Origin of the sequence: Bacillus sp. FJAT-44742 (genome assembly GCF_002797315.1) — a bacterium.
Taxonomy (GTDB): Bacteria; Bacillota; Bacilli; order Bacillales; family Marinococcaceae; genus Thalassorhabdus; species Thalassorhabdus alkalitolerans.
The window spans coordinates 426,116-446,020 of the sequence record NZ_KZ454936.1 but is presented as its reverse complement, the minus strand read 5'-3'; the positions used below and the strand labels follow the sequence as shown (position 1 = coordinate 446,020).

General features: G+C 39.1%; 24 protein-coding genes. 4 read left to right on the top strand and 20 right to left on the bottom strand.

The features are described 5' to 3' along the window. Positions 1–149 precede the first annotated feature (149 nt). The 12 genes from CEF17_RS02240 to sda (CEF17_RS02185) form a co-directional block, all read right to left on the bottom strand. Positions 150–827 (bottom strand): Na-translocating system protein MpsC family protein, encoded by a 678-nt coding sequence (locus tag CEF17_RS02240; RefSeq protein WP_232725554.1) that lies wholly within the window; start codon positions 825–827, stop codon positions 150–152. A 332-nt stretch (positions 828–1,159) separates the two neighbouring features. Beyond that, complete coding sequence (gene sda, locus CEF17_RS02235) at positions 1,160–1,321, bottom strand: sporulation histidine kinase inhibitor Sda (protein ID WP_100398102.1); 162 nt, start codon at positions 1,319–1,321, stop codon at positions 1,160–1,162. Positions 1,322–1,504: 183 nt separating this feature from the next. Then, the gene (locus tag CEF17_RS02230) at positions 1,505–2,071 is read right to left on the bottom strand and encodes a DUF7010 family protein (RefSeq protein WP_100398101.1); all 567 of its coding nucleotides are present in this window, start codon (positions 2,069–2,071) and stop codon (positions 1,505–1,507) included. 207 nt (positions 2,072–2,278) lie between these two features. Next, complete coding sequence (locus CEF17_RS02225) at positions 2,279–2,596, bottom strand: DUF3784 domain-containing protein (protein WP_100398100.1); 318 nt, start codon at positions 2,594–2,596, stop codon at positions 2,279–2,281. Positions 2,597–2,775: 179 nt separating this feature from the next. Beyond that, positions 2,776–4,017 (bottom strand): MFS transporter, encoded by a 1,242-nt coding sequence (locus CEF17_RS02220; protein WP_100398099.1) that lies wholly within the window; start codon positions 4,015–4,017, stop codon positions 2,776–2,778. 354 nt (positions 4,018–4,371) lie between these two features. Further along, the gene (locus CEF17_RS02215; protein ID WP_100398098.1) at positions 4,372–6,210 is read right to left on the bottom strand and encodes a UbiD family decarboxylase; all 1,839 of its coding nucleotides are present in this window, start codon (positions 6,208–6,210) and stop codon (positions 4,372–4,374) included. 283 nt (positions 6,211–6,493) lie between these two features. Further along, the gene (locus CEF17_RS02210) at positions 6,494–7,390 is read right to left on the bottom strand and encodes an ABC transporter ATP-binding protein (RefSeq protein ID WP_100398097.1); all 897 of its coding nucleotides are present in this window, start codon (positions 7,388–7,390) and stop codon (positions 6,494–6,496) included. Then, the gene (locus CEF17_RS02205; protein WP_100398096.1) at positions 7,383–7,808 is read right to left on the bottom strand and encodes a GntR family transcriptional regulator; all 426 of its coding nucleotides are present in this window, start codon (positions 7,806–7,808) and stop codon (positions 7,383–7,385) included. Before CEF17_RS02205 ends, CEF17_RS02210 begins: the two co-directional genes overlap by 8 nt. 20 nt (positions 7,809–7,828) lie before the next feature. Continuing rightward, on the bottom strand, positions 7,829–8,569 hold the full coding sequence (locus CEF17_RS02200) for a hypothetical protein (protein ID WP_100398095.1): 741 nt from the start codon (positions 8,567–8,569) through the stop codon (positions 7,829–7,831). A 40-nt stretch (positions 8,570–8,609) separates the two neighbouring features. Continuing rightward, entirely contained in the window at positions 8,610–9,104 is a 495-nt protein-coding gene (locus CEF17_RS02195; RefSeq protein ID WP_100398094.1) for a small multi-drug export protein, read from the bottom strand. Positions 9,105–9,657: 553 nt separating this feature from the next. Further along, on the bottom strand, positions 9,658–10,170 hold the full coding sequence (locus CEF17_RS02190) for a GNAT family N-acetyltransferase (RefSeq protein WP_198508859.1): 513 nt from the start codon (positions 10,168–10,170) through the stop codon (positions 9,658–9,660). 136 nt (positions 10,171–10,306) lie between these two features. Then, positions 10,307–10,453 (bottom strand): sporulation histidine kinase inhibitor Sda, encoded by a 147-nt coding sequence (sda, locus tag CEF17_RS02185; RefSeq protein WP_100398093.1) that lies wholly within the window; start codon positions 10,451–10,453, stop codon positions 10,307–10,309. A gap of 278 nt (positions 10,454–10,731) precedes the next feature. Here sda (CEF17_RS02185) and CEF17_RS02180 point away from each other — a divergent pair, with 278 nt between their 5' ends. After that, positions 10,732–11,229 (top strand): MarR family winged helix-turn-helix transcriptional regulator, encoded by a 498-nt coding sequence (locus CEF17_RS02180; protein ID WP_100398092.1) that lies wholly within the window; start codon positions 10,732–10,734, stop codon positions 11,227–11,229. 69 nt (positions 11,230–11,298) lie between these two features. On the opposite strand, the gene CEF17_RS02175 is transcribed toward CEF17_RS02180, so the two are convergent. The 4 genes from CEF17_RS02175 to CEF17_RS02160 form a co-directional block, all read right to left on the bottom strand. Then, the gene (locus CEF17_RS02175) at positions 11,299–12,036 is read right to left on the bottom strand and encodes a polyphosphate kinase 2 family protein (RefSeq protein WP_100398091.1); all 738 of its coding nucleotides are present in this window, start codon (positions 12,034–12,036) and stop codon (positions 11,299–11,301) included. A gap of 82 nt (positions 12,037–12,118) precedes the next feature. Beyond that, entirely contained in the window at positions 12,119–12,670 is a 552-nt protein-coding gene (locus CEF17_RS02170; protein WP_100398090.1) for a hypothetical protein, read from the bottom strand. Between the two features lie 172 nt (positions 12,671–12,842). Continuing rightward, entirely contained in the window at positions 12,843–13,043 is a 201-nt protein-coding gene (locus CEF17_RS02165; protein WP_100398089.1) for a hypothetical protein, read from the bottom strand. Between the two features lie 252 nt (positions 13,044–13,295). Continuing rightward, complete coding sequence (locus tag CEF17_RS02160; RefSeq protein ID WP_100398088.1) at positions 13,296–13,535, bottom strand: HPr family phosphocarrier protein; 240 nt, start codon at positions 13,533–13,535, stop codon at positions 13,296–13,298. 318 nt (positions 13,536–13,853) lie between these two features. Here CEF17_RS02160 and CEF17_RS02155 point away from each other — a divergent pair, with 318 nt between their 5' ends. After that, positions 13,854–14,171 (top strand): hypothetical protein, encoded by a 318-nt coding sequence (locus CEF17_RS02155; protein ID WP_100398087.1) that lies wholly within the window; start codon positions 13,854–13,856, stop codon positions 14,169–14,171. A gap of 85 nt (positions 14,172–14,256) precedes the next feature. Here CEF17_RS02155 and CEF17_RS02150 read toward each other — a convergent pair whose 3' ends face one another. Further along, complete coding sequence (locus CEF17_RS02150) at positions 14,257–14,526, bottom strand: hypothetical protein (RefSeq protein WP_100398086.1); 270 nt, start codon at positions 14,524–14,526, stop codon at positions 14,257–14,259. Positions 14,527–14,599: 73 nt separating this feature from the next. Then, positions 14,600–14,869, bottom strand: a complete 270-nt coding sequence (locus CEF17_RS02145) for a hypothetical protein (protein ID WP_054636689.1) — start codon at positions 14,867–14,869, stop codon at positions 14,600–14,602. A gap of 148 nt (positions 14,870–15,017) precedes the next feature. Here CEF17_RS02145 and CEF17_RS02140 point away from each other — a divergent pair, with 148 nt between their 5' ends. Then, positions 15,018–15,248, top strand: coding sequence for a hypothetical protein (locus CEF17_RS02140; protein ID WP_100398085.1), 231 nt, complete (start codon positions 15,018–15,020; stop codon positions 15,246–15,248). Between the two features lie 21 nt (positions 15,249–15,269). Then, positions 15,270–15,539 carry an acylphosphatase gene (locus tag CEF17_RS02135; protein ID WP_100398084.1) on the top strand — a complete coding sequence of 90 codons (270 nt, stop codon included), beginning with the start codon at positions 15,270–15,272 and terminating at the stop codon, positions 15,537–15,539. Between the two features lie 104 nt (positions 15,540–15,643). Here CEF17_RS02135 and CEF17_RS02130 read toward each other — a convergent pair whose 3' ends face one another. Then, positions 15,644–17,380 carry a phospho-sugar mutase gene (locus CEF17_RS02130; RefSeq protein WP_100398083.1) on the bottom strand — a complete coding sequence of 579 codons (1,737 nt, stop codon included), beginning with the start codon at positions 17,378–17,380 and terminating at the stop codon, positions 15,644–15,646. Positions 17,381–17,625: 245 nt separating this feature from the next. Then, on the bottom strand, positions 17,626–19,311 hold the full coding sequence (locus tag CEF17_RS02125) for a glycerol-3-phosphate dehydrogenase/oxidase (RefSeq protein ID WP_100398082.1): 1,686 nt from the start codon (positions 19,309–19,311) through the stop codon (positions 17,626–17,628). Positions 19,312–19,905 lie beyond the last annotated feature (594 nt).

Below are 19,905 nucleotides of genomic sequence, written 5' to 3'. Positions count from 1 at the left end.
TTCATTTCAACAAGAAATTAAGTTTTGCCAGCAAACAACCCGAGATTATTTTATCCACGCTAAAAATCATTTACCAGCTCAAAGACATATAGCACTCTAATAAAAAAACAAAGAAGGTTTTCTTTGGATTAGCCACTCCTATGGGCATGTTATTTTTTAGGATCAATGATAAAAGTAGTTATGCTTTTATCCAGTTTTGTCTCCCAGTCCACAAATATATCATTAATTTTCCTATTGAATATTTTTTCAAAACGGCGTCCTTCGTAAAGGTTTCTTTTTTCCAATCTTCGTTTTGTTACCTTTAAATCCTCTCCAAAACCTAAGAAGATCATTTCTTTTTCAATGGGTAGTAATATACCTTCTCTAATCACCAGAAATGAAAGGTCGTTGACTTGTGCTGAATATATTCTCTCAGGAGCTTTCTGTACTTCATTACTTACAGCTATCACTTCTTGTTCTAGTAACTCTTTTTTAAGAAAGTCTTTACTGAAGCTTTCCCCTTCTTCTTTTTTTGCCAACGTCCCCATGAACATTCCTGTTCTATTATCCAGGTTCCAATCATAGTAAAAGTCGTTGACTTCAAGATCCGTAATCCCATAGACAAATGTCTTAATTTCCGGTAAGAGCGCGGCCATCAACTTTTCCCGAATGTGCAAAACGGTCATTTGATCGTTTTTCCTGAGTAAAACACTTTCCATTTGGCCAAGGAAGTCTTCTAGATATATAGTGATGTAGGGATAAGAAATCGTAACGTAGACTGCTTTAGGTCCCTTTCCAAAATGGTTTCTAATCATCCTGCCTACGTAACCCGCAATCTTATTTTCCATACTCAATTAATTTCACTCCAACTTATTAGACGTGGCTTTCAACCTTTCTATGTAACTTTTCACAAAAGCTAACTTTATAAACAAAATTGAGAGAAAATAACAAAAATTTCCCGATATCTCCAGCCTGATGATTCACTATCGCTCAGAAGTGTTTCTGATTAAGTGTCTCCTACAAAGCACAACGATTGTGCACTATATATCCCCCTCTAACCTTTCATTTGTTGAAAGTACAAGTTACAGGTGTATACAATGCTTTTCTTACAGGAAATGACAAAGCAAAAAAAGCGTTTTTGAGTGAACAAAAACACTTTTCTCAGTAAATATTTATGTAGTTACCGCAAACTCATCTCTTCTTCCCTTTCAGTGACTGCCTCTGCTTCTCTTTCTATGATATGGCTTTTTAAAATATCCAAAAAATCCTTATCTAATTCGTAATGCTGAGCAGAACGATAGGCAGCAAGCAATACTTCCGTTGGCACTTCCTTTAAATGCAATGATAAATCCTCCTAATCTTAGTGGTTCACTTTAAAGAACAGTTGGAATATGATAATGCTACTTTTGAGATTTCTTCTCAAAAAACGTCCACTTTAATAAAATGGACGACAATCAGACTATTTTCACTATTATAATAATAAAGGAACTCTGAACACAAGTATAGCTTTGCAGAAGTACCTGCCTCAAATGGAAGGTTCTTTTTGAAGGAGTAACTCTTTTTTCTTGTAATCCTTAATAAGCAGGAAGATAAGTAAAGCTAATAGAATGGCAAATGTCAAAGGAACATACCATAAAGCTCCTTCATTTATATTCCATCCAATAACTATTGGAATAATGGACATGATTGGTGATAGAACATAGAAAGGTTTGGAATCATATAACCAGCCATAGGGGAAAAAGTGTGCACCTGTAATAACTGCAAAAAAGATAACCATCATAGAAGGGTTATGTGCAAAAGCCCAGAAAATGATAGGGAAATAAAGGAATTGCCCTACATTAAAATAAACTCCCAAATCACCTAACGGATTATTTAGAAACTTCCAATCTGCTTTTAATCCTTTTGAAATAGCTATAGATAAGGGAAACATCAATCCAGTAGATAACAGCATCAGAATATTTTTATAATATAAATCTAGAGGCAGTACAAATATGAGGGTTATGGCAGCCCATACCCCTAAGCCAGAAAGCAAAAAAGAAATCCCGTTCTTTCCATCTACAGACATTTTGATTTTCATATCATTTACGTTCACTAGTTCTTCCCCTCTTTCCCTTTTCATTTAATTATTTCAGAGAAATTTCCTTAGAGTTTTTGTACTTGATGGTGGTCCACTTACTATGTATTTTCCTTTTACTGTTACCTCCCTTATATAAACAGACTTTATTTTTGTTGCAAACCCAAACGATCAGATACCTCCATTTTACTTTTTCACCTTTTCCTTTGCGCCTTTTTCACATTATCAAAGATTCTCTTTCTTGAACCTGTCACCTGTATTCACGTAAAAAAGGGTAAAGAAAACGAGACTGATAAAGAGAACAACACCAATGATAAATAACCATCTTACCTTTAATGCTTCACTGAAAACCCAAAGAGACATGCTAAATGACAGCGCAAGCATCATCTTCCCCATAAATTTGCATAAAGCAGTTGTATCATATTTCTCCTTTTCTTCCTTGGGCAACGTATTAAAACCAGCAATCAGGAAGGAACCTTTGCCATTCAGCAAAATAATCCCAAGCACAATAAACACTCCAATAATTATAAGCGAAGCAATCATACTCTATGTAACCCCCTGTTCATATGTTATACGACTAACGAGGGAAATGGTTTCTAAATGAAATAAAATAAAAAGAAAGGCTCTCCTGTCATGACTGCATTCACCCTTCATCTGCAAATGAAACCATTCAATTTATCTAAATATACAAGTGATGGTACATAAAAAATACCAGCAGTATTCTAATCACTGCTGGTATTATTATTTGCTTCTTTTTCTTGTTGTTTCTGCCATTCTTTTCTTCTTCTCTGTCTGTATCCATATGTGGTTTTGAGCACTGTTTCTTCACTTTCAAGGCCTGCTCCTACTGCCCCTACTACTGTAGCAATCGAAGTTGTCAGCCAGGCCAAGGAAACATAATCAGCAAAAGATACCTCATGACCTAACTCAGATTCCAGCAATCCTGCCGGCACAAATATCGACACAGCTATTAAAAAGAGAAGAAAAAGGACGGAGTAATAAAACAAAACCCCAACAATAAGAGTAAGCGCTGTTGCAATGTTATATAACCTTACCAGATATCGAGAACTTCCCTCTTTAACCGTTTCCCAGAGATGATGAGCGACAATGATCCAAATAACCATAGCACTCATTGCAGTAATCATAAGAATCATAAATCTAGGAATTCCGTATGCACCGCTAAGAAGCCACAAGGTAGGAAAGATCAGCCCATAGGCTCCGGTGGCAAAAGCTCCTGCCACAACTCTTTTAAAGGATGGAAAGATGGTCCAGGGCCTGTTTGCAAGAACCATTCCTGAAGTCATTCTGATGCTCCCGCTGATCTTTGAGTCTACGAGAAAGCGTACGTCAAATTCTGAGTCTTCATCATAGGTTTTTCTCTTTATCGGTGACATCCGCTCAGCCAGTCGCTGTCCCATCAGTTGTTTGGCACCCTGTCCCCGTATATTCTGACTGTCATCCTCACTGTCTCTCTCTTTTGTCTGCTTTTGCTGGCTCCTGCGAGCCTGTTCAGAGCTGCCATGGTACATTTCATTGGCAAGCTGGATAATCGCTTCACGGACTCTTCTTTTCATTGGCGTTGCTCCAAGAGAAGGAAGAGAAATCATTGCTACATTACGCTTTACACTCGCATCTGCTACGACTAGACGTCTATTATGAAAAATAGGGAGATCTGTAATACAAACCGCATACTCCCATCCTTCCTCTTGCTTGCAGCGTTCTGTTTCATCCAGAATTTTCAGCGAATCGCCTGCCACTCCTATTAAAGGGTCCGCTACCACTTCAACCTCCCAGGTAACTCGATCATCCACATATCGCGAAAGAAGGTCCGACAAATCTTCAGACACTGAATTCGCTATATCCTCTGGAAGCTCGGGAGACGGCACAAGCCCTAAACGTTTGGTCTCTTCTTCAGTTTCTTCTCTTTGTTGCCGATCCGTCTCTATAGAAGAGTTGTCTTTCATAAGTACCTCCCTCCTGGAAGAAGTCGTTCCCACTTAACACCCGCTTTTTTATACATACCCAGAATTCATTTTGGCAAAGCACCAATGGATCACATGTAACCCTATTTATTGGTTGTTTCATTTAATTTTTTATGTATAACGCTGCCAATGACTTATTCTGCAGGTTATAGACGAAAACAAGGGAGGTTTCCCCCAGAACCTAAAGAAGACCGCAGCCCATGAGAGGGCTCGCGACCTTCTTTCGTCAAGTTAAACACTCAATAGGGGTCACAGGAAATCTGAGGCAGCCTTACATGACGGCATGTAACCTGGCAGTACAAACTCCTCCTGTTGCACCGGTGCAGGGAATCGTCCTCAATCGACCTTTACTTTCTCTAAGCTGGCACCTTTTTCAAAAAACCTCTGGATTCTTTGCTCCACTGAGAGATCAGAAATAAGAGGAGGAGCGTGGTGAGGCTTGCTGCGAGCATCAATGATCATGCTGTCGCATCCCCAATGCTTATGTTTATAAGTACTGTTTGTCCCGTAGATGTCATGAGAAGGATTGCTTCTTGTAAACGTTACCCATAAGAAGTTACTAATCGTACGACTGACAAATTCACTGTCATCACAAACGATGATCATAGGTGAAGTAAGAACAGAATCATGCATTTCAATCGCTGCAGTAAACTGCTGCATTTCCTTTTCTGCGTGGTCATAACTTGAAAAAGCAGGACCCTGAATTGCTACGACTCCAGGCATAACCAATAAAGGATTTACAAATTCCTTAGTCTCCTTCAGCGGCTGAGGGACTTGTGTACACAAGTCTCTTTTCTTGTCGCCATAGGCAGCAATCACTACCTTGCTTCCTGTATTCAGACCAGTACCTGAATAATCGAGGGTGTCAATTGTTGTATTGGTCTGAAAATGGAGGTCTCTTTGCAAGTCAATTCTTTCTAACATATAGGCAAGAAAATCTGATTCTCTGCGAGTTTCTATTTCTCTTTTTTCATCGCCAGTGATAAATAAATACTTAGCCAGGCTGAGCTGTCCTGTGCCTAGAATGCGGTTAGCAATCGTAAGCAGCTCTGCTGGCTGTTTCACTTTTTGGTAAGGAGTGTATCGTTCACTGCCGACAGCAAATAATAAAGGATGAACGCCTGCAGCATCTACCGCATGAACCTCCTTTACACCAGGAATCTCCTGTGTCACAGCTTCGCCAGTCAATTCATGAATTAAATCGCCAAATGCCGTATCTTCCTGAGGCGGTCGGCCTACAACTGTAAATGGCCATACAGCTTTTTTCTTTGCATATACCTTGTGTACCTTCATGACTGGAAAAGGGTGCACGAGGCTATAGTAACCTAAATGGTCTCCAAATGGCCCCTCAGGCTTCGTGTCTTCCGGGTGAATTTCCCCGGTAATAACAAAATCAGCATCATGGCTGATGCAATACCCATCGACATAGCTGTATCGAAATCTCCGCCCAGAAAGAAGGCCTGCAAACGTCATTTCACTCAACCCTTCAGGAAGAGGCATGACGGATGATAAGGTGTGGGCAGGCGGGCCGCCAATAAAGATGCTGACTTTCAACGGAACACCTAGTCTGTTCGCTTTCTCCTGATGGACACCAATTCCACGGTGAATTTGGTAATGAAGTCCAATTTCCTTATTCATTTCATAATCATTCCCGCTCAGCTGTACTCGGTACATCCCAAGGTTAGCGTTCATGATGCCTGGTTTTTCAGGGTCTTCACTATAGACCTGTGGGAGAGTGACAAATGCCCCTCCGTCGTCTGGCCAGTGATGAATCATCGGAAGGTCTGAAATTTGGATTTCGTCAAATTCCTCCATTACCTTTTTGCTTGATCTTTTCTGCGGAAGAGCTTTTGAGCCTGCCAGCCCTGTACCAATGTGCTTGAATGGATTTTTCAACACATTCATAGGGTCATTCCGCATTGCAATTACGTTTTGTGTAGCCTCAAGTGTATCGCGAAAGATGAACTTGCTTCTTTCCACCGTTCCAAATAAGTTAGAGGCTGCCTGATAATTTGTTCCTTTTACATTTTCAAACAACAAAGCAGGCCCCCCTGCTTCATGCACCTTTAGATGGATAGCCGCCATTTCAAGATAGGGGTCCACCTCTTCTTTAATCCTTACAAGTTGTCCGCTTTTTTCCAGGTCTTTTACACATTCTTCTATATTTTGAAACATTTTTTAGCTCCTATTAAAAACGTAGTGTAGTCCATGTATATTATACTATTTTACCAGGTTGCGGAATTCAACAAAATCAGTCTTTGTTTCATTTTTTGTCAGTTTAAGCACCCTGTTTTTAAGAATATCCAAGAATTTTATCTTCAGTCCAGCCGCTCTAATATTGAATAGTTCTTTTCTTCAGTGATGGAAATAATCAAAAAAAAAGAGAGCGTAGAGCTCTCACTAAAGTAATCTATCTTTAATATTTTATGTCACGTGAAGCACCTTAGGTGATTCTTTTCTAAAAACTCTCTGTTTGAGTTGCGCCTTCATTCTCGGAAAAATATACAATAAGCTCTTCAATGGACAGCCTTTGAACCTGTAATGGTGTGGTACTTTCTTGCAGAAGCTCATTTTCAATTGCTTGTACATTGTCTGTAAGAATTTGTATCGGGGAAGAGTGTGTAATCTTGAGGGTATTCGGGTGTGTTAGAATGCTCTCTGGCACGTTATCCACCCAAAGCCATGCCCAATGTTCATAAAAGCTGTCTTTGTTATCGTGGTAAAGAAGACTGCCATTATGAAGAACTGCTATAAAGTCACAAAGGGATTCGATTTCAGCCACATTATGAGTTGCTATTACAAGACACTTTCCTTCATATTCCATAAAAGCCACAAGGTCTTCTTTCATCTTTTTTTGTGAGTTGATATCCACTCCTGCCGAAGGCTCATCAAGTAATAGCAAATCTGGGTTATGGCTAAGACTGAAAATAAATTCTACCTTTTTCTTTGTTCCTTTTGAGCATTTCCCAAACTTTTCTTTTTCATCAATGAGATATCTGCGAAGGAAATAAGAGTACTTTTCATGATCCCATTTTGGGTACCAATATGAAATATAGGAAGCCAGTTCTTTAATAGTCAAGTGAGAGAACGCCTCTACTAATTCTCCCGAAAACCCAATGTTTTGTTTATGTTGACTTTCACTTGCTACAGTAGATTTTCCAAAAAAATGGATAGTACCTTCATCAGCCTGAAGAATATTCACTAAGAGACGAAACAGTGTGCTTTTTCCAGAACCATTAGCTCCTGCTATACCGAGTGAAAACCCTTTTTCCAAGGTTAAATTTACTGGTCCCAGGGTGAATTTTTCAAATGATTTTTTTACATCATTTACCTCTACCGCTAAATGATCACTCATCTTCCTTTCCCCCTTTACTCTTATTGATTTTATTATCAAAGTATTGGAGAAGCGCTTGATCAAAAAGGCTTTTCATTTCAGCTTGAGTAGAGCCTACCTGGTCAGCTTGTTCCACCGCCTTAAGAAACGCAGAAACTATTACTTGCTGTTTGGTATCTTCTTTTCTTTGCTCCTCCACTTCTTTTACAAATGTGCCTTTTCCCTGTATGGTTTTGATCAAGGCTCTGCCTTCAAGATTTTGATATGCTTTCCTTGTTGTGATAACACTGCAGGAAAGTTCACTGGCCAGGGCTCTAATCGATGGAAGAGGAGTTCCTGGAGGCAATTTACCACTGACAATTAACGATTGAAGTTGAGTTTCAATTTGATGGTAAAGAGGCTCCCTGCTCTCCTCAGATACACGTATCGGTAATTTCATAATGCCTCCTCCCTCAGATATTATAAGAAATCTTTTTTTAGCAGGCGCTGTTTAAGAAGCTGGTTCCAGATAACAACACCTGCTGCTCCTGCCCCTAAAGAAAACAAAGCTGCTATCCATTCATACTGCCTTATTAACAAAAAACTCCACTCGACAACTCCACGGCCTGTAAAAACGGAAATTATTATGATAGCGATCAATAAAACAAGTAAAAAAATATAGGGTGAAAGATAGAGCATGATGCCGTTTAAACCATATTCTACATAGGGATTCCATCCCCCTAAAAATAGAGCATAGCCAAACCAAAAAAGAATAAATAGAATAAATTCTTGCCTCGTTATGTAAGTGAAAAACTCATTCGATAACCCTGCTGTTATAATAAGGTAAAAAACAATAGACATGACCGTTAAGATTATTACCATCGCAAGGGTTCTGCTCAGTGTCAATACATTTATCGGAATGGGCAGAGCTCTAAGCAATGCCATCTTTTTGTTAAAGGGGTCCTCTTTAACTGTCCGAAAGCTTAAGTAAGGGCTTGACATATATAGGGCTGCTAAAGATGGAGTCATCCCTACAAATATAACATCAAGCAGGATGCCATTGATATTCCCAGCTTCCGTAACAAATTCATTTCTTGCCAGCTGGTTGAGAAAAAACATCGTTACAACGCCACAGAGAGCGGTGAAAACAAGGGTAAAAACAAATGCCCATAGATTATGTTTCAATTCCTTTCTCACCAGCCAGAGGGCTTGCCCTATCATCCTAACCTCTCCTTTCTCTTCATATCTCTATGACCTGTAATTATTCAAAAAAACCTCTAATAAAGCCATCTTCCTGATTTCCCAATAGATCAATTCCATAATAAGCCAAAACAGAAAAGACAATACTCCAAAGAGAAATACTTCCTAACACCCAATAAACCGTTTTGTGTTTTGAGCCTCCAAGAGTCACACACATAAAAGCAGTAAGATGACTGCCGACAAAAAGCGGCCCAATGACTGCCAACCCTGGAAGCCCGTATCTTTGCCAGAGCTTCTGTGCTCTTTTATGCCTTTTGCTTTGATGCTGTTCTTGTTCTACTCCTTTGCGTTTCTTCCTCCATGCTTTAATTTGTTCAATAAACAGGACTAAAAAAAGCACTGTCAACAGATTTCCAGCTAAACCAATGACAATGGATGGTAAAATCGATAAACCAGCTATGATTGCAAGAGGTATAACCGCATAAGCTTCAAAAAAAGGAATAGCAGATAATGCAAATACCAGAATATAGGCCCACAGCAATGTGGCAAAATCCATGTTAACTCCCCCCATGTTATGGTGTTTATATCAATATAAACACCATAACACTGTTGTTGTAACCTGGCAAGGGTCAGTCAAGTAAAATGGTTCCCATGTTTTTTGGCAGACCGTTGCGTCTTATGGTATATAAAAAAACAATCTAAATAAACCTTATATCAAATAATAATCTTGCTTTTTAATTCCTTTCACGATATAATAGATCGAATACCACCTCACCCTCTAACAGGAGGTATTAGTTTACTCCCACATCATTAGCCTCTAATTTTCACTTCTCACGCTGGATACCCAATTTATAATTATGTGTAACAAGATCAAGTATGGTTGTAGACCAAATCACACTGGAGCGGTCATTGGAGCCGCAAGGACGAAAGAGTAGGAAGGGCTTTTGTTGTTTTATGTATCACTGCTGTATTTTCACCAATGTTATTAATAAATTGATTTAAAGAAAGAAGATGTGGGATACCCACTAGGCCAGCATAAGTAGAATTGCTGGCCTTTTTACGTTGGATTCCTTATCACCATCAATTAATTACATACGAACCTGCAATTACTATATTTCATCATCCATGCCTATCTTTACACTTCGTCTCTCCAATAGTACTGTATCCCGCCAGACTCCATTCATTTTCCCGATACGCTCCCGCCTGCCTACTTCACGAAAACCTTGTTTCTTATGCAGCCTAAGGCTGGCAGTATTTTCAGGAAAGATTCCGGACTGAAGAGTCCAGTACCCTTGCTTTTCACTTTCTGCGATTAAAGCAGCCAAAAGTCTGCTTCCTACTCCCATGCCTTTACTCTTTTTGCTTATATAAATACTTACTTCTGCAACTCCGGCATATACATTCCTATTTGAAACCGGCGTTAAGGCAGCCCAGCCAAGGATGGCAGTGGCGCTGCGTACGACCAGTCGACATTCTCTAGCATGCTTTTCATCCCACTTCTCCCACGCGGGTGCTTTTGTTTCAAAAGTAGCATTTCCGGTTGCAATTCCCTCTTCGTATATGGTCCTTACCTGTGCCCAGTCTTTTTCTGTCATCCAATCTATCACTATCGTTTCGTTCATTTCCTTTTTTCCCACCGCTTCCTGTTTCATTTCCTGCTTAGGTAATCACTATTATAAACGACTTACGCCACGGATTATAATCCCTTTTATGGAAAACAAAAATAGAGAGGGTATATTTACCTCTCTTTCAGTTTCATTATCTATTTTCTTTTTCAGTTATAGGGATTTCCTCTCCTCTTTTTCTTATTTCTTCTTCTAACAATACTAAAAATTCTTCCTCTAACTCATTTTCACAGGCTAAGCGGTATGCTTCTAGAAGAGTGTGAACAGATACTCCCTCCATGGCTTGCACCTCCACAACACTTTACACTAACCACTTACATTACCTGACTTCCTCGCTTTAAAACATAAATTTATCTTTTCTTTAAAATTGTGGTACACATTCTGTAATTCAGTATGTAAGGGAAATATTATGAAAAGAACTGCATTTCTCTACAAAATAATGTTAAATGCTACTAGATTTCCTGTAAGTTTGATATCATGTTTTTATTAAACTATATACTTGTATGTATATAAGATTTCCATAAACCGATTACATAAATATAAGAGGGGGGACTTTGTATGAATGAAGCACAACAAAATTTTCATACATACTTAAATCTATTTAGGGGAGCTTATAAAGTTATCGAAGAAGACTGGCAAAAGTCAGCACAGGAAATAGGAATTACGCTAGCAGAGCAGCATATCCTGTGGATCCTTCACATAGAAGGAAGATGTACAATGTCACGTGTAGCAGAAGTCGGTTTATGGGACCTTTCCACGGTAATGCAAATCATGAAAAGACTAAAAAATAAAGAACTTGTCAAAACAGAAAAGAAAGCAAATGATTTACGAGTTTCTTATGTAACTTTAACAAATCAAGGGGAAAAGTTACGCGAAGAATCAGCTGGTAAAACCCATCGATTTAACGACTTTATTCAGGAATACGCTAATAAGGGCGAAGCTGAACAAAAGTTTCTAGCGGACCTGATGGCTTTCTTAAAAGAAGCTAACACAGTCTTCCACGGCTCTCATTTTGTAAAATGGCTGGAGCAGCAAGAAACTTCTCGCATCAAATAAACCTTGTCTTCCTACATAAAAAAGAGACTCTCATGAGTCCCTTTTTCTTTTACTTTCCTCTTAAAGGTTTTAAAAATATTGACCTAAGTCAATCTCCCGTCCTTTACACCCTTCTTCAATTGTCGATATGATTGTTTTTAGAGTTTTTACCCTGGCAAAGTTTTTATCCTCGCCTTCAATAACATGCCAAGGAGCATGTTTTGTATCCGTTTTGTAAAGCATATCTTCCACTGCTATTTTATATTCATCCCACTTTTCTCTGTTGCGCCAATCTTCTTCTGTTATTTTCCAGCGCTTTAAAGGATTATTCTGCCTTTCCCTGAACCGCTTTAACTGTTCTTCCTTAGAAATATGAAACCAGAATTTAATAATAAAATAATCTTCTTGAGCAAAAATTTTTTCCATTTGATTAATTTGGTCGTAAGCTCTTGTCCATTCTTCTTCTTCAGCCAACTCTTCCACTCTTTCTACCAGCACACGTCCGTACCATGATCGATCAAATATCCCGATTTTCTCGTATTTAGGCATTCTGTCAAGAAACCGTTGAAGGTAATGGTGCTGCTTTTCTTCCAGGTTAGGCGCTCCAGTAGCATGAACCTCTAACCCTCTAGGATCTATCTTTTCTACAACTCGTTTTATGGCACTGCCTTTTCCCGCTGCATCCCAGCCTTCAAATACGATTATACAGCCTAACTTATGCTCAACCAGTGCTCTTTGAAGGGCTAGTAATTTCATTTGCTCTTTTTTTAATTCCGTTTTATAAACTTCTTCGTCCATTTTAAGAGAAAGATCTACCTTTTCGAGCATTTTTTCTCTCCTTTTCTTAAGTGTTGGTAACCTTTCCCCTCATCCTTCCCTGTACAAACTCTCAACCATTGATTGAACCTATTCAATAAAATCTATGAAAAAAAGAAACTCTATCTTTTTTCCATTCTTTTTTCCTATAAGCCGATGCTTCAACGAAAATCTTTGCTAAATCCTTGACTGTTTGTTTTTCACAAACAGCTTCGGGGGTATGATTTATGGCCCAATCCCATGCCCTTTTTTCCTCCTTTATGTAATCATTAATAAACAAATCTAAAGACTTTACATAACGAACTTTATCACCAACATTGAGAGCCTCTCTGTGATCTTTTATAAAATTTTTCAAAGGATCTTCCTGTTTTTGTTTCGTACAATGACCTAATTCATGAAGAAGTATGATATAAACATAGGTTTTAAATTGAGCAAGCTTTATCCCATGAGAAACGATAATCTTTTTATAATTTTCTACCACTTTTTTTGAATTCACGTTAATTTCATAGTGATTTTCCATTGAAGGGATCGCCGCAGCCTGAGTATTTATCGAAGAGTCTACTTTAAATGTTATAGTCTGTTTTACTTCCGGTGTAATCATTTTCACTAAGTGGTGAAAAGCCAAGTGAAATACTTTTTCTTCCATCTATCCACCATTCCCGTTCATGTTAATTGGCCTTTTTAGGTAAAGCGAGATTATTATATACCAAAATAACTTTAAGTGCCACATACATTCAGGCATCAGCCTTTTTGTACATAAAAAAATAACCGGGAGTTTAATCCTGGTTATACTGTACAGTATGTTTATTTATCAAAAATTATGTTCTTTCGCAGGCGTCTTTCTTAATAACTACTCGCGGGTCAGGAAATTCTTCTTTTTTCTCTACAATGGGATAATGAACAAATTCAATACAAACGGCGTGCTTATATTCTGCGGTTACCTGGGCTGCTTCTCCTTTATACAATACCTGTTCTCCTATCGTAAATAACCGGTCATATTCTGCTTGCTTGGGATACATATCATCTCTCCTTATGTTTGTTATCGCAATCGAGAGAATGACTCTCATTACGAGTTTGCCCTTTTATTTGGCTCTTGTTGTCCATTGGCGGTCTGGCCCCTATTAATAGTAACTCTTGTCCTTGCTTCATAGATTTACCCGAATTTATTATTGAGCAAGAAACAAACCTGGACATTAGTTTGTGTATATGTAATTTCCCTCAATTACACAAAAACAAACTAAAAAACCGCCTGAAAGTTAACCATGCGATTTTCATATTAACTTTTTAATTGCTTCCACAGCATCCTTTGCATCGTTTCCAACTGCTCTTACCGTCATTTGATTATTCTGCTTTAAAAAGGTGCTGACACTTATCAGACTTTTTCCATTAATTACCACATCATTTGTTTCAAACACAATATAGCTTTGAAATTGATTTGCTTCTCGAACAATTGTAAGAAGCTTCTCATAATACATTTTTTCTTCCATTTGAACCATAACAGCTGCTTCCATGATCCACACTACCCCTTTATCGAAAAGTCAATTACCCGCTTATTAAGAGAGTATTTGAGCACTTTTCTTTTTATGTTCATTTCCACTATATTCCTCTAGCATATTATATATAAAAAGTTTTTTTCATGTAGAAATATGGAAGATTTGCTGCCACCTATTTTTTCTGTAGGAGTGGTGTGTAAGCCTTTTTCTCTCAGTCTTATTTTATTTCTTCCTTCGTAAGGATAGGTTTCAAAAACGAGTTCACATAATCCTTTATTTTAAAAGCGGCTTTCTTATGTTATTTTTAATTTATATATTATTGAAGGAGTGAGGGTCGTGAAGGAAAATCATTCTGCATCTGACGAACTGCAGAAAAAGATCGAAGAAATAAGCAGAGAAAATACCGTAACTATCACTGACCTCTTTGACCAAAGTTTTATGAAACAATATACTTCTGTTTCCTCTTTTGAAGTATTCATTGCCCAAAGCGGCTTTGTATTCGAATCTGAAGAGGAATTTAATAAACTTGCAGAAACAGAGAAGTGGAATGAATATATTGGAGAGACAACTATTTTTGAAGACTGGGATGAAATGAGAGAGACTGCCGGTAAAGTTTATATTCAAAGAAGAATTAAAATGATGGAATTTAATTAACGGAAAAGGCTCCCAACCTTTGCTTACTGCTGACCGGTTACGTTTGGCAGGCAGATAGCAGAGCTTGGGAGCTTTCTCATTCCTGTTATACAAACCACCAGGCATCTTTTTGTTTTCCATATTCTTGTGTAGAGGGTAAGAACTTTTGCTTATGCTCCTTTTTTTGATAGATTCTATCCATTTCTTCTACCATGGTATCCAGTTGCTTTCTAGTAAGTCTTCCTTCCGCAAAAAGAAGACATGCGTAGGCATATGCCAGAGAAGATGTATCAATATTTACTGTTACGTCGACATCTGAGTTCCCACTTCGGTCTACACTGGAAACATGCTGAACTGGGAAAGGCTTTTTCTCCATTTCAACGTCCTCCTTATTCGAATGTAAAGGCAAGGGAAGCAATCACCTTGTAATTACCTCCCGTCATCATTTATTATCTTTTTCTTCTCCCATCCTGAAATCCTGTTTCTTGTGCCTGCTTAGCGTCTGCATCTGCAAAAGACTTAGCACGGCCTTTAGCAAAGGATTCAGCATCGACATGAACATTTACATAAGAGTTTCCACTGTTTTTAATCACTGCTTCTGCCACGTTATAGTTTTTATCTTTAATAAAATTTTCGTTGTCCAGTTTGTTTCTGCCAGTACTGACTGCCTGTACCTGATCGTCAACTCTGTCATCCCTATGCTTTCTGTGAATGCTCATAGTTCTCCCTCCTTTCATCGTTCTGTTACCACTCTATGCGTCTCCTCTTAAAACGTATAGACAGGTTCCTGCCAAAATGTCTATCCCTCTATTAATTCCTACATCATTGGGAAAGGTATAGATAAAATAACATCAAAAGGTGATAAATATGGAGCTTGTGAAATGCCAAAAAAACGTATGTAAACACCTGGGGTATGATTTCGTCGAAATTTACCCTCCCAGGTTATTATTTAAAGAAGGTTATATTTATCCTGCCTATCAGGACAAGTACGGGAGCTGGCTGGCCACTGATGAAGAGGGGCAGTCTCATGTGGTTTCAGAGACCATCAATAATCCTGAAGAAGACCCGTGGTTTCGTCTCCATTTTAAAAAGGTATGAGATTTTCAGGAGGTGGGATAGTTGAAAAAACATATTATTGTCCATGGAAAAGTGCAAGGAGTCGGATTTAGAGATTTCACAAGACAAGAAGCGAACAAGAAAAATGTCTTTGGGTGGGTGAAAAATAATTCCGATGGAACCGTTGAACTAAAAGCTGAAGGTGAAAATAAAAATATGGAGGAGTTTATTGATTCCCTGGCTGAAGGTAATTCCTTTTCCAAAGTAGATCATCTTGATATTAATGAAGCAAATGAAATAGATCACGAAAACAGTTTTGAAGTTAAATATTAATGCGGGATATATCCTGTAGCCAAGAAAGGTAAACAAAGCCTTATGTAAAAAAGAAGCATAGGTCCGCAGATGCAGGCTATGCTTCTTCCTCTATTATTCCATTATTAAACCAGTTGATTTACTTTTCCCATCACATCGGCTTTCAGCAAGGCAAGCTCCCGCTCGGCTTCTTCCATGCTTTCCTCACGAACCCCAAAATAAAATTTAACCTTTGGTTCGGTTCCTGAAGGCCGCACACAAAACCAGGAGCCATCTTCTCTGAAATATTTTAAAACATTAGAAACAGGCAGTTCAATCACTTCACGCTGGCTGCCCTCCAACCAGCTTCTTTCGCTTGTTTTGTAATCCTCAACTGTGACAACCTGCTTTCCCCCAGCTGTCCGAGGAGGAGACTTGCGAAAGTCTTTAATGATTTCCTCGATCTTTTCGACTCCCTCTTTCCCCTTGAGAGTAAGAGATTCAAGACCTTCCAGATAGTATCCATAACGGCTGAATAAGTTCATTAATCCTTCGTATAACGTTAACCCTTGCTTCTTGTACCATAAAGTAATCTCTGCGGCTAACAAGGCAGCTTGGACTGCATCTTTATCACGAACGAATGACCCGACTAAATATCCATAGGATTCTTCGTACCCAAATTGGAATGAATATTCTCCTGACTCTTCATATTGTTTAATCTTCTCCCCAATAAACTTAAAGCCGGTAAGAGTGTCAATGGTTGTCAGTCCGTAAGCGTCTGCTACAGCGCGTCCGACTTCCGACGTTACGATCGTTTTTAACACGACCCCGTTTGCCGGAAGAACTCCGTTTGCTTTTTTCTGAGATAAAAGATATTCCAACATAAGAGCTCCAGTTTGGTTACCCGTTAACACTTGATACTTCCCGTCATTGTTCCGGACAGCCACTCCCACCCTGTCTGCATCGGGATCTGTAGCAATAAGGACATCTGCCCCTGCCTTCTCTCCTTCTTCGATAGCCAGCTCAAAAGCTGCTTCTTCCTCAGGATTAGGACTCTTTACAGTAGAGAATTCAGGATCTGGAAGCTCCTGTTCTTTAACAATGTGCACATCTGTAAAACCACTCGTGTCAAGGGCCCGTACAACCGGGAGATTCGCCGTGCCATGGAGCGGAGTAAACACAATGGTAACGTCTTTACCCTCTTTTTTTGTTAAATCCGGATTTACTACAATGGTTTGAAGCTCTTTATTGTAAGCCTCATCGATTTCTTCTCCAATTACTGTCAGAAGACCGTTTGCTTTTAATTCTTCCTGGGTTGAAGCTGGTATTTGCAACTCATCTTCTACTTCCTCTACTTTTGTAATTAAGTCCTCTGCCGGCCCTGGAGGGAACTGGCCCCCATCCTCGCCATATACTTTAAAACCATTGTATTCTGGCGGGTTATGGCTCGCCGTAATCACTACTCCTCCAAACGCACGGAGATGTCTTACTGCATAGGAAAGTTCAGGAGTAGGCCTTAACTCTTCGAATATGTAAGATTTAATATTATGAGCACCAAGGGTTAATGCTGTTTCCAACGCAAACTCGGGTGAGCGGTGGCGGGAATCAAAAGCGATCACTACCCCGCGCTCTTTTGCTTCTTTTCCTGCTTCTTCAATGTATCTTGCCAGCCCTTCGGCTGCTCTGCGGATCGTGTACTTATTCATACGGTTAGTACCAGGTCCAATTTCTCCTCGCATCCCCCCTGTACCGAATTCCAGATATTTATAAAAGCAATCCTCCGTCGCTTTTTCGTCTTTCGTTATTTCTTTCAGCAGGTCCTTTAAATCTTGATCTAAGCCTTCAAATGAACTCCAGCGTTCATAATGTTTCTTCCAAACCATACCTTTCCTCCTCGTTTCTTTCCAGTAGTAAAGCTTACTTTCTCTTCCATTTTTAGAGTATCATGTACATTATTATTTTTATAGAAAAGTTTTCTTTTTCCTTCTTTTTTCCTCCAACATATATAGATCTCGTTCGTCAAATTTCTCTTTTCCCCAACATGTACTGGGGTGAGTTCTCTCAAATTACAGGGAAAAAAGCAATTTTTTCTCACAAAAAAGGAACAGGCAGCCTGTTCCTTTTTGTCTTATCCCACCACTTTTTTTGCTTCAGGACCGGATTCCTTTCCTAAAGGTACCTGAGCCCACTTTATTTCTTCCTCTAGTACTCTAGTAAATAATCTTTCTTGCTCCTCTGTCCAACGCAAGTGATCTTTCATATAAGCAGTGACGTTCTCCTTATAGGCAGTTACCTGTTCCATTCCAAAATATAAATAAGCTGTTCTGCGATTAAAGAAGTCAAGTGGAGTCACTGCCATTTCATCCTGAAGAGCATACAGAAGTTTACCAGCTAAGTGAAGAGGCAGTCCATACTCCTTTGCAATCTCCCCTTGTTCTTCCAGTAATTCAAAAAGACGGAGAGCGTTTGATCCATAAAACCGTACGATCTCCCTTGCCTCTTCGTGGGATAATCCAAGTGATAGTCCCTTAGCTTGATTTTCTTCAATAAAATGATCAAACCCTGCGCTTCCCCCTACATCCCCGCCTGATAGTTTTATATGTTCAGTCGGGCACGGGGCGTGAATGTTAAGCTTTTCGGTAACAATATCAGCAATACGTTCTGCCATCTTCCGATACCCTGTCAACTTTCCCCCTGCAATGGATATTAATCCAGACTCAGAGATAAACACCTCATCTTTTCGGGAGATTTCAGAAGCATTCTTACCTTCTTCATAAATAAGGGGACGGAGGCCGGCCCAGCTTGATTCCACGTCTTCTGGTGACAGGTTCACTTCAGGAAACATCTCATTTGCTGCCTGAAGAAGATAGTCCCGGTCTTCTTCGGTCATTCTTGGACTAGCAATATCTCCTTTATATACCGTGTCAGTCGTGCCTACATACGCCTTTTTGTCCCGGGGGATGGCAAAGACCATTCTTCCGTCAGGCGTATCAAAGTAAACAGCTTGCTGAAGCGGGAACCTTTCCCGGTCAAACACCAGATGAACACCTTTTGTTAAATGAAGCTGTTTCCCCTTTTTTGATCCATCTTTTTCCCTTAACTCATCGACCCAGGGACCTGCCGCGCTTACAATATGCTTTGCATAGATTTCATAGGTTTTATCGTTAACCAGGTCTCTAACATTTACTCCCACCACTTTATTTCCTTTATAAATAAATGACTCTGCTTTCGCATGGTTCACAGGGTTGGCACCTAAATCATTGGCCTTCTTTATCGTTTCTAATGTTAAGCGGGCATCATCAGTGCGATATTCCACGTAAACTCCGCCGCCTTTTACTTTATCCTTTAATAATAACGGTTCTTTTTTTAACGTTTCCTCTTTATTTAACATGTAACGCTTTTCACTCTTTTTTACTCGTGCAAGAGTATCATAAACTTTTAAACCAAGAGATGTTGAGAATTTACCAAAGGTGCCGTTTTCAATGATAGGAAGCAGCATCCATTCAGGTGTTGTAACATGGGGAGCATTTTCATAGACAATCGCTCTTTCTTTTCCTACCTCAGCCACAAGCTTCACTTCAAATTGTTTTAAGTAGCGAAGCCCTCCGTGTACTAGTTTGGTAGATCGACTTGACGTTCCTTCAGCAAAATCCTGCATTTCAATCAAACCTACATCTATTCCTCTTGCAGCTGTATCAAGGGCTATGCCTGCACCAGTAATCCCACCGCCGATGACAAGCAAGTCTAGCTCCTTACCTGACATTTCTTCTAACCGCTCTGTTCTAGATATGGCAGAAAACCGTGATTGTTTCATAGGTACCTCTCCTTTTTCTATTGTCAGAATTAGGAATAAAAAAAGACCACAATACACCTGCTGTTGCGTAGCAGGGTATTGTGGTCTCTCTGTAACTCCGACCATTTTATTAACTTAGTTCTATTATAACGAGAACCACTGATAATATCAAACCCTTTGCTAAAACAGCAGGATTTCCTTGATGATAACAAGACCTTTCTTAACTAAATCATGTAATAGTTATTTTCTGTTAAAAAATGCGACAAAACAACATACTTTTCAACAAAAATAATCTTTTTTCTGCTGATTGGACGGGGAATGGAATGACTAAGCCACTTTCCTTGTTGAGTCTCAGGTTGTTTTGCCTGTTTTCCACGTCCGACAAATGTTCTAGGCCGATGTAATAAATAATATAGTTAAACGCTACGCTTTTTGTTTGCACTTTATTATCTACCTATTATTTCAGGTGCATGTAGTGAGAATGCAGTGTTTTTAAGAATCATATAATCATGTACCCTGCATATAAATATTTTACGCGTTTTGCAGAAAAAATTTGTCAAAAAACTTCGCAAAGTTTTCTAAGCAGTTAGAAGGTTTATTTCTCTGTGAAAGAGA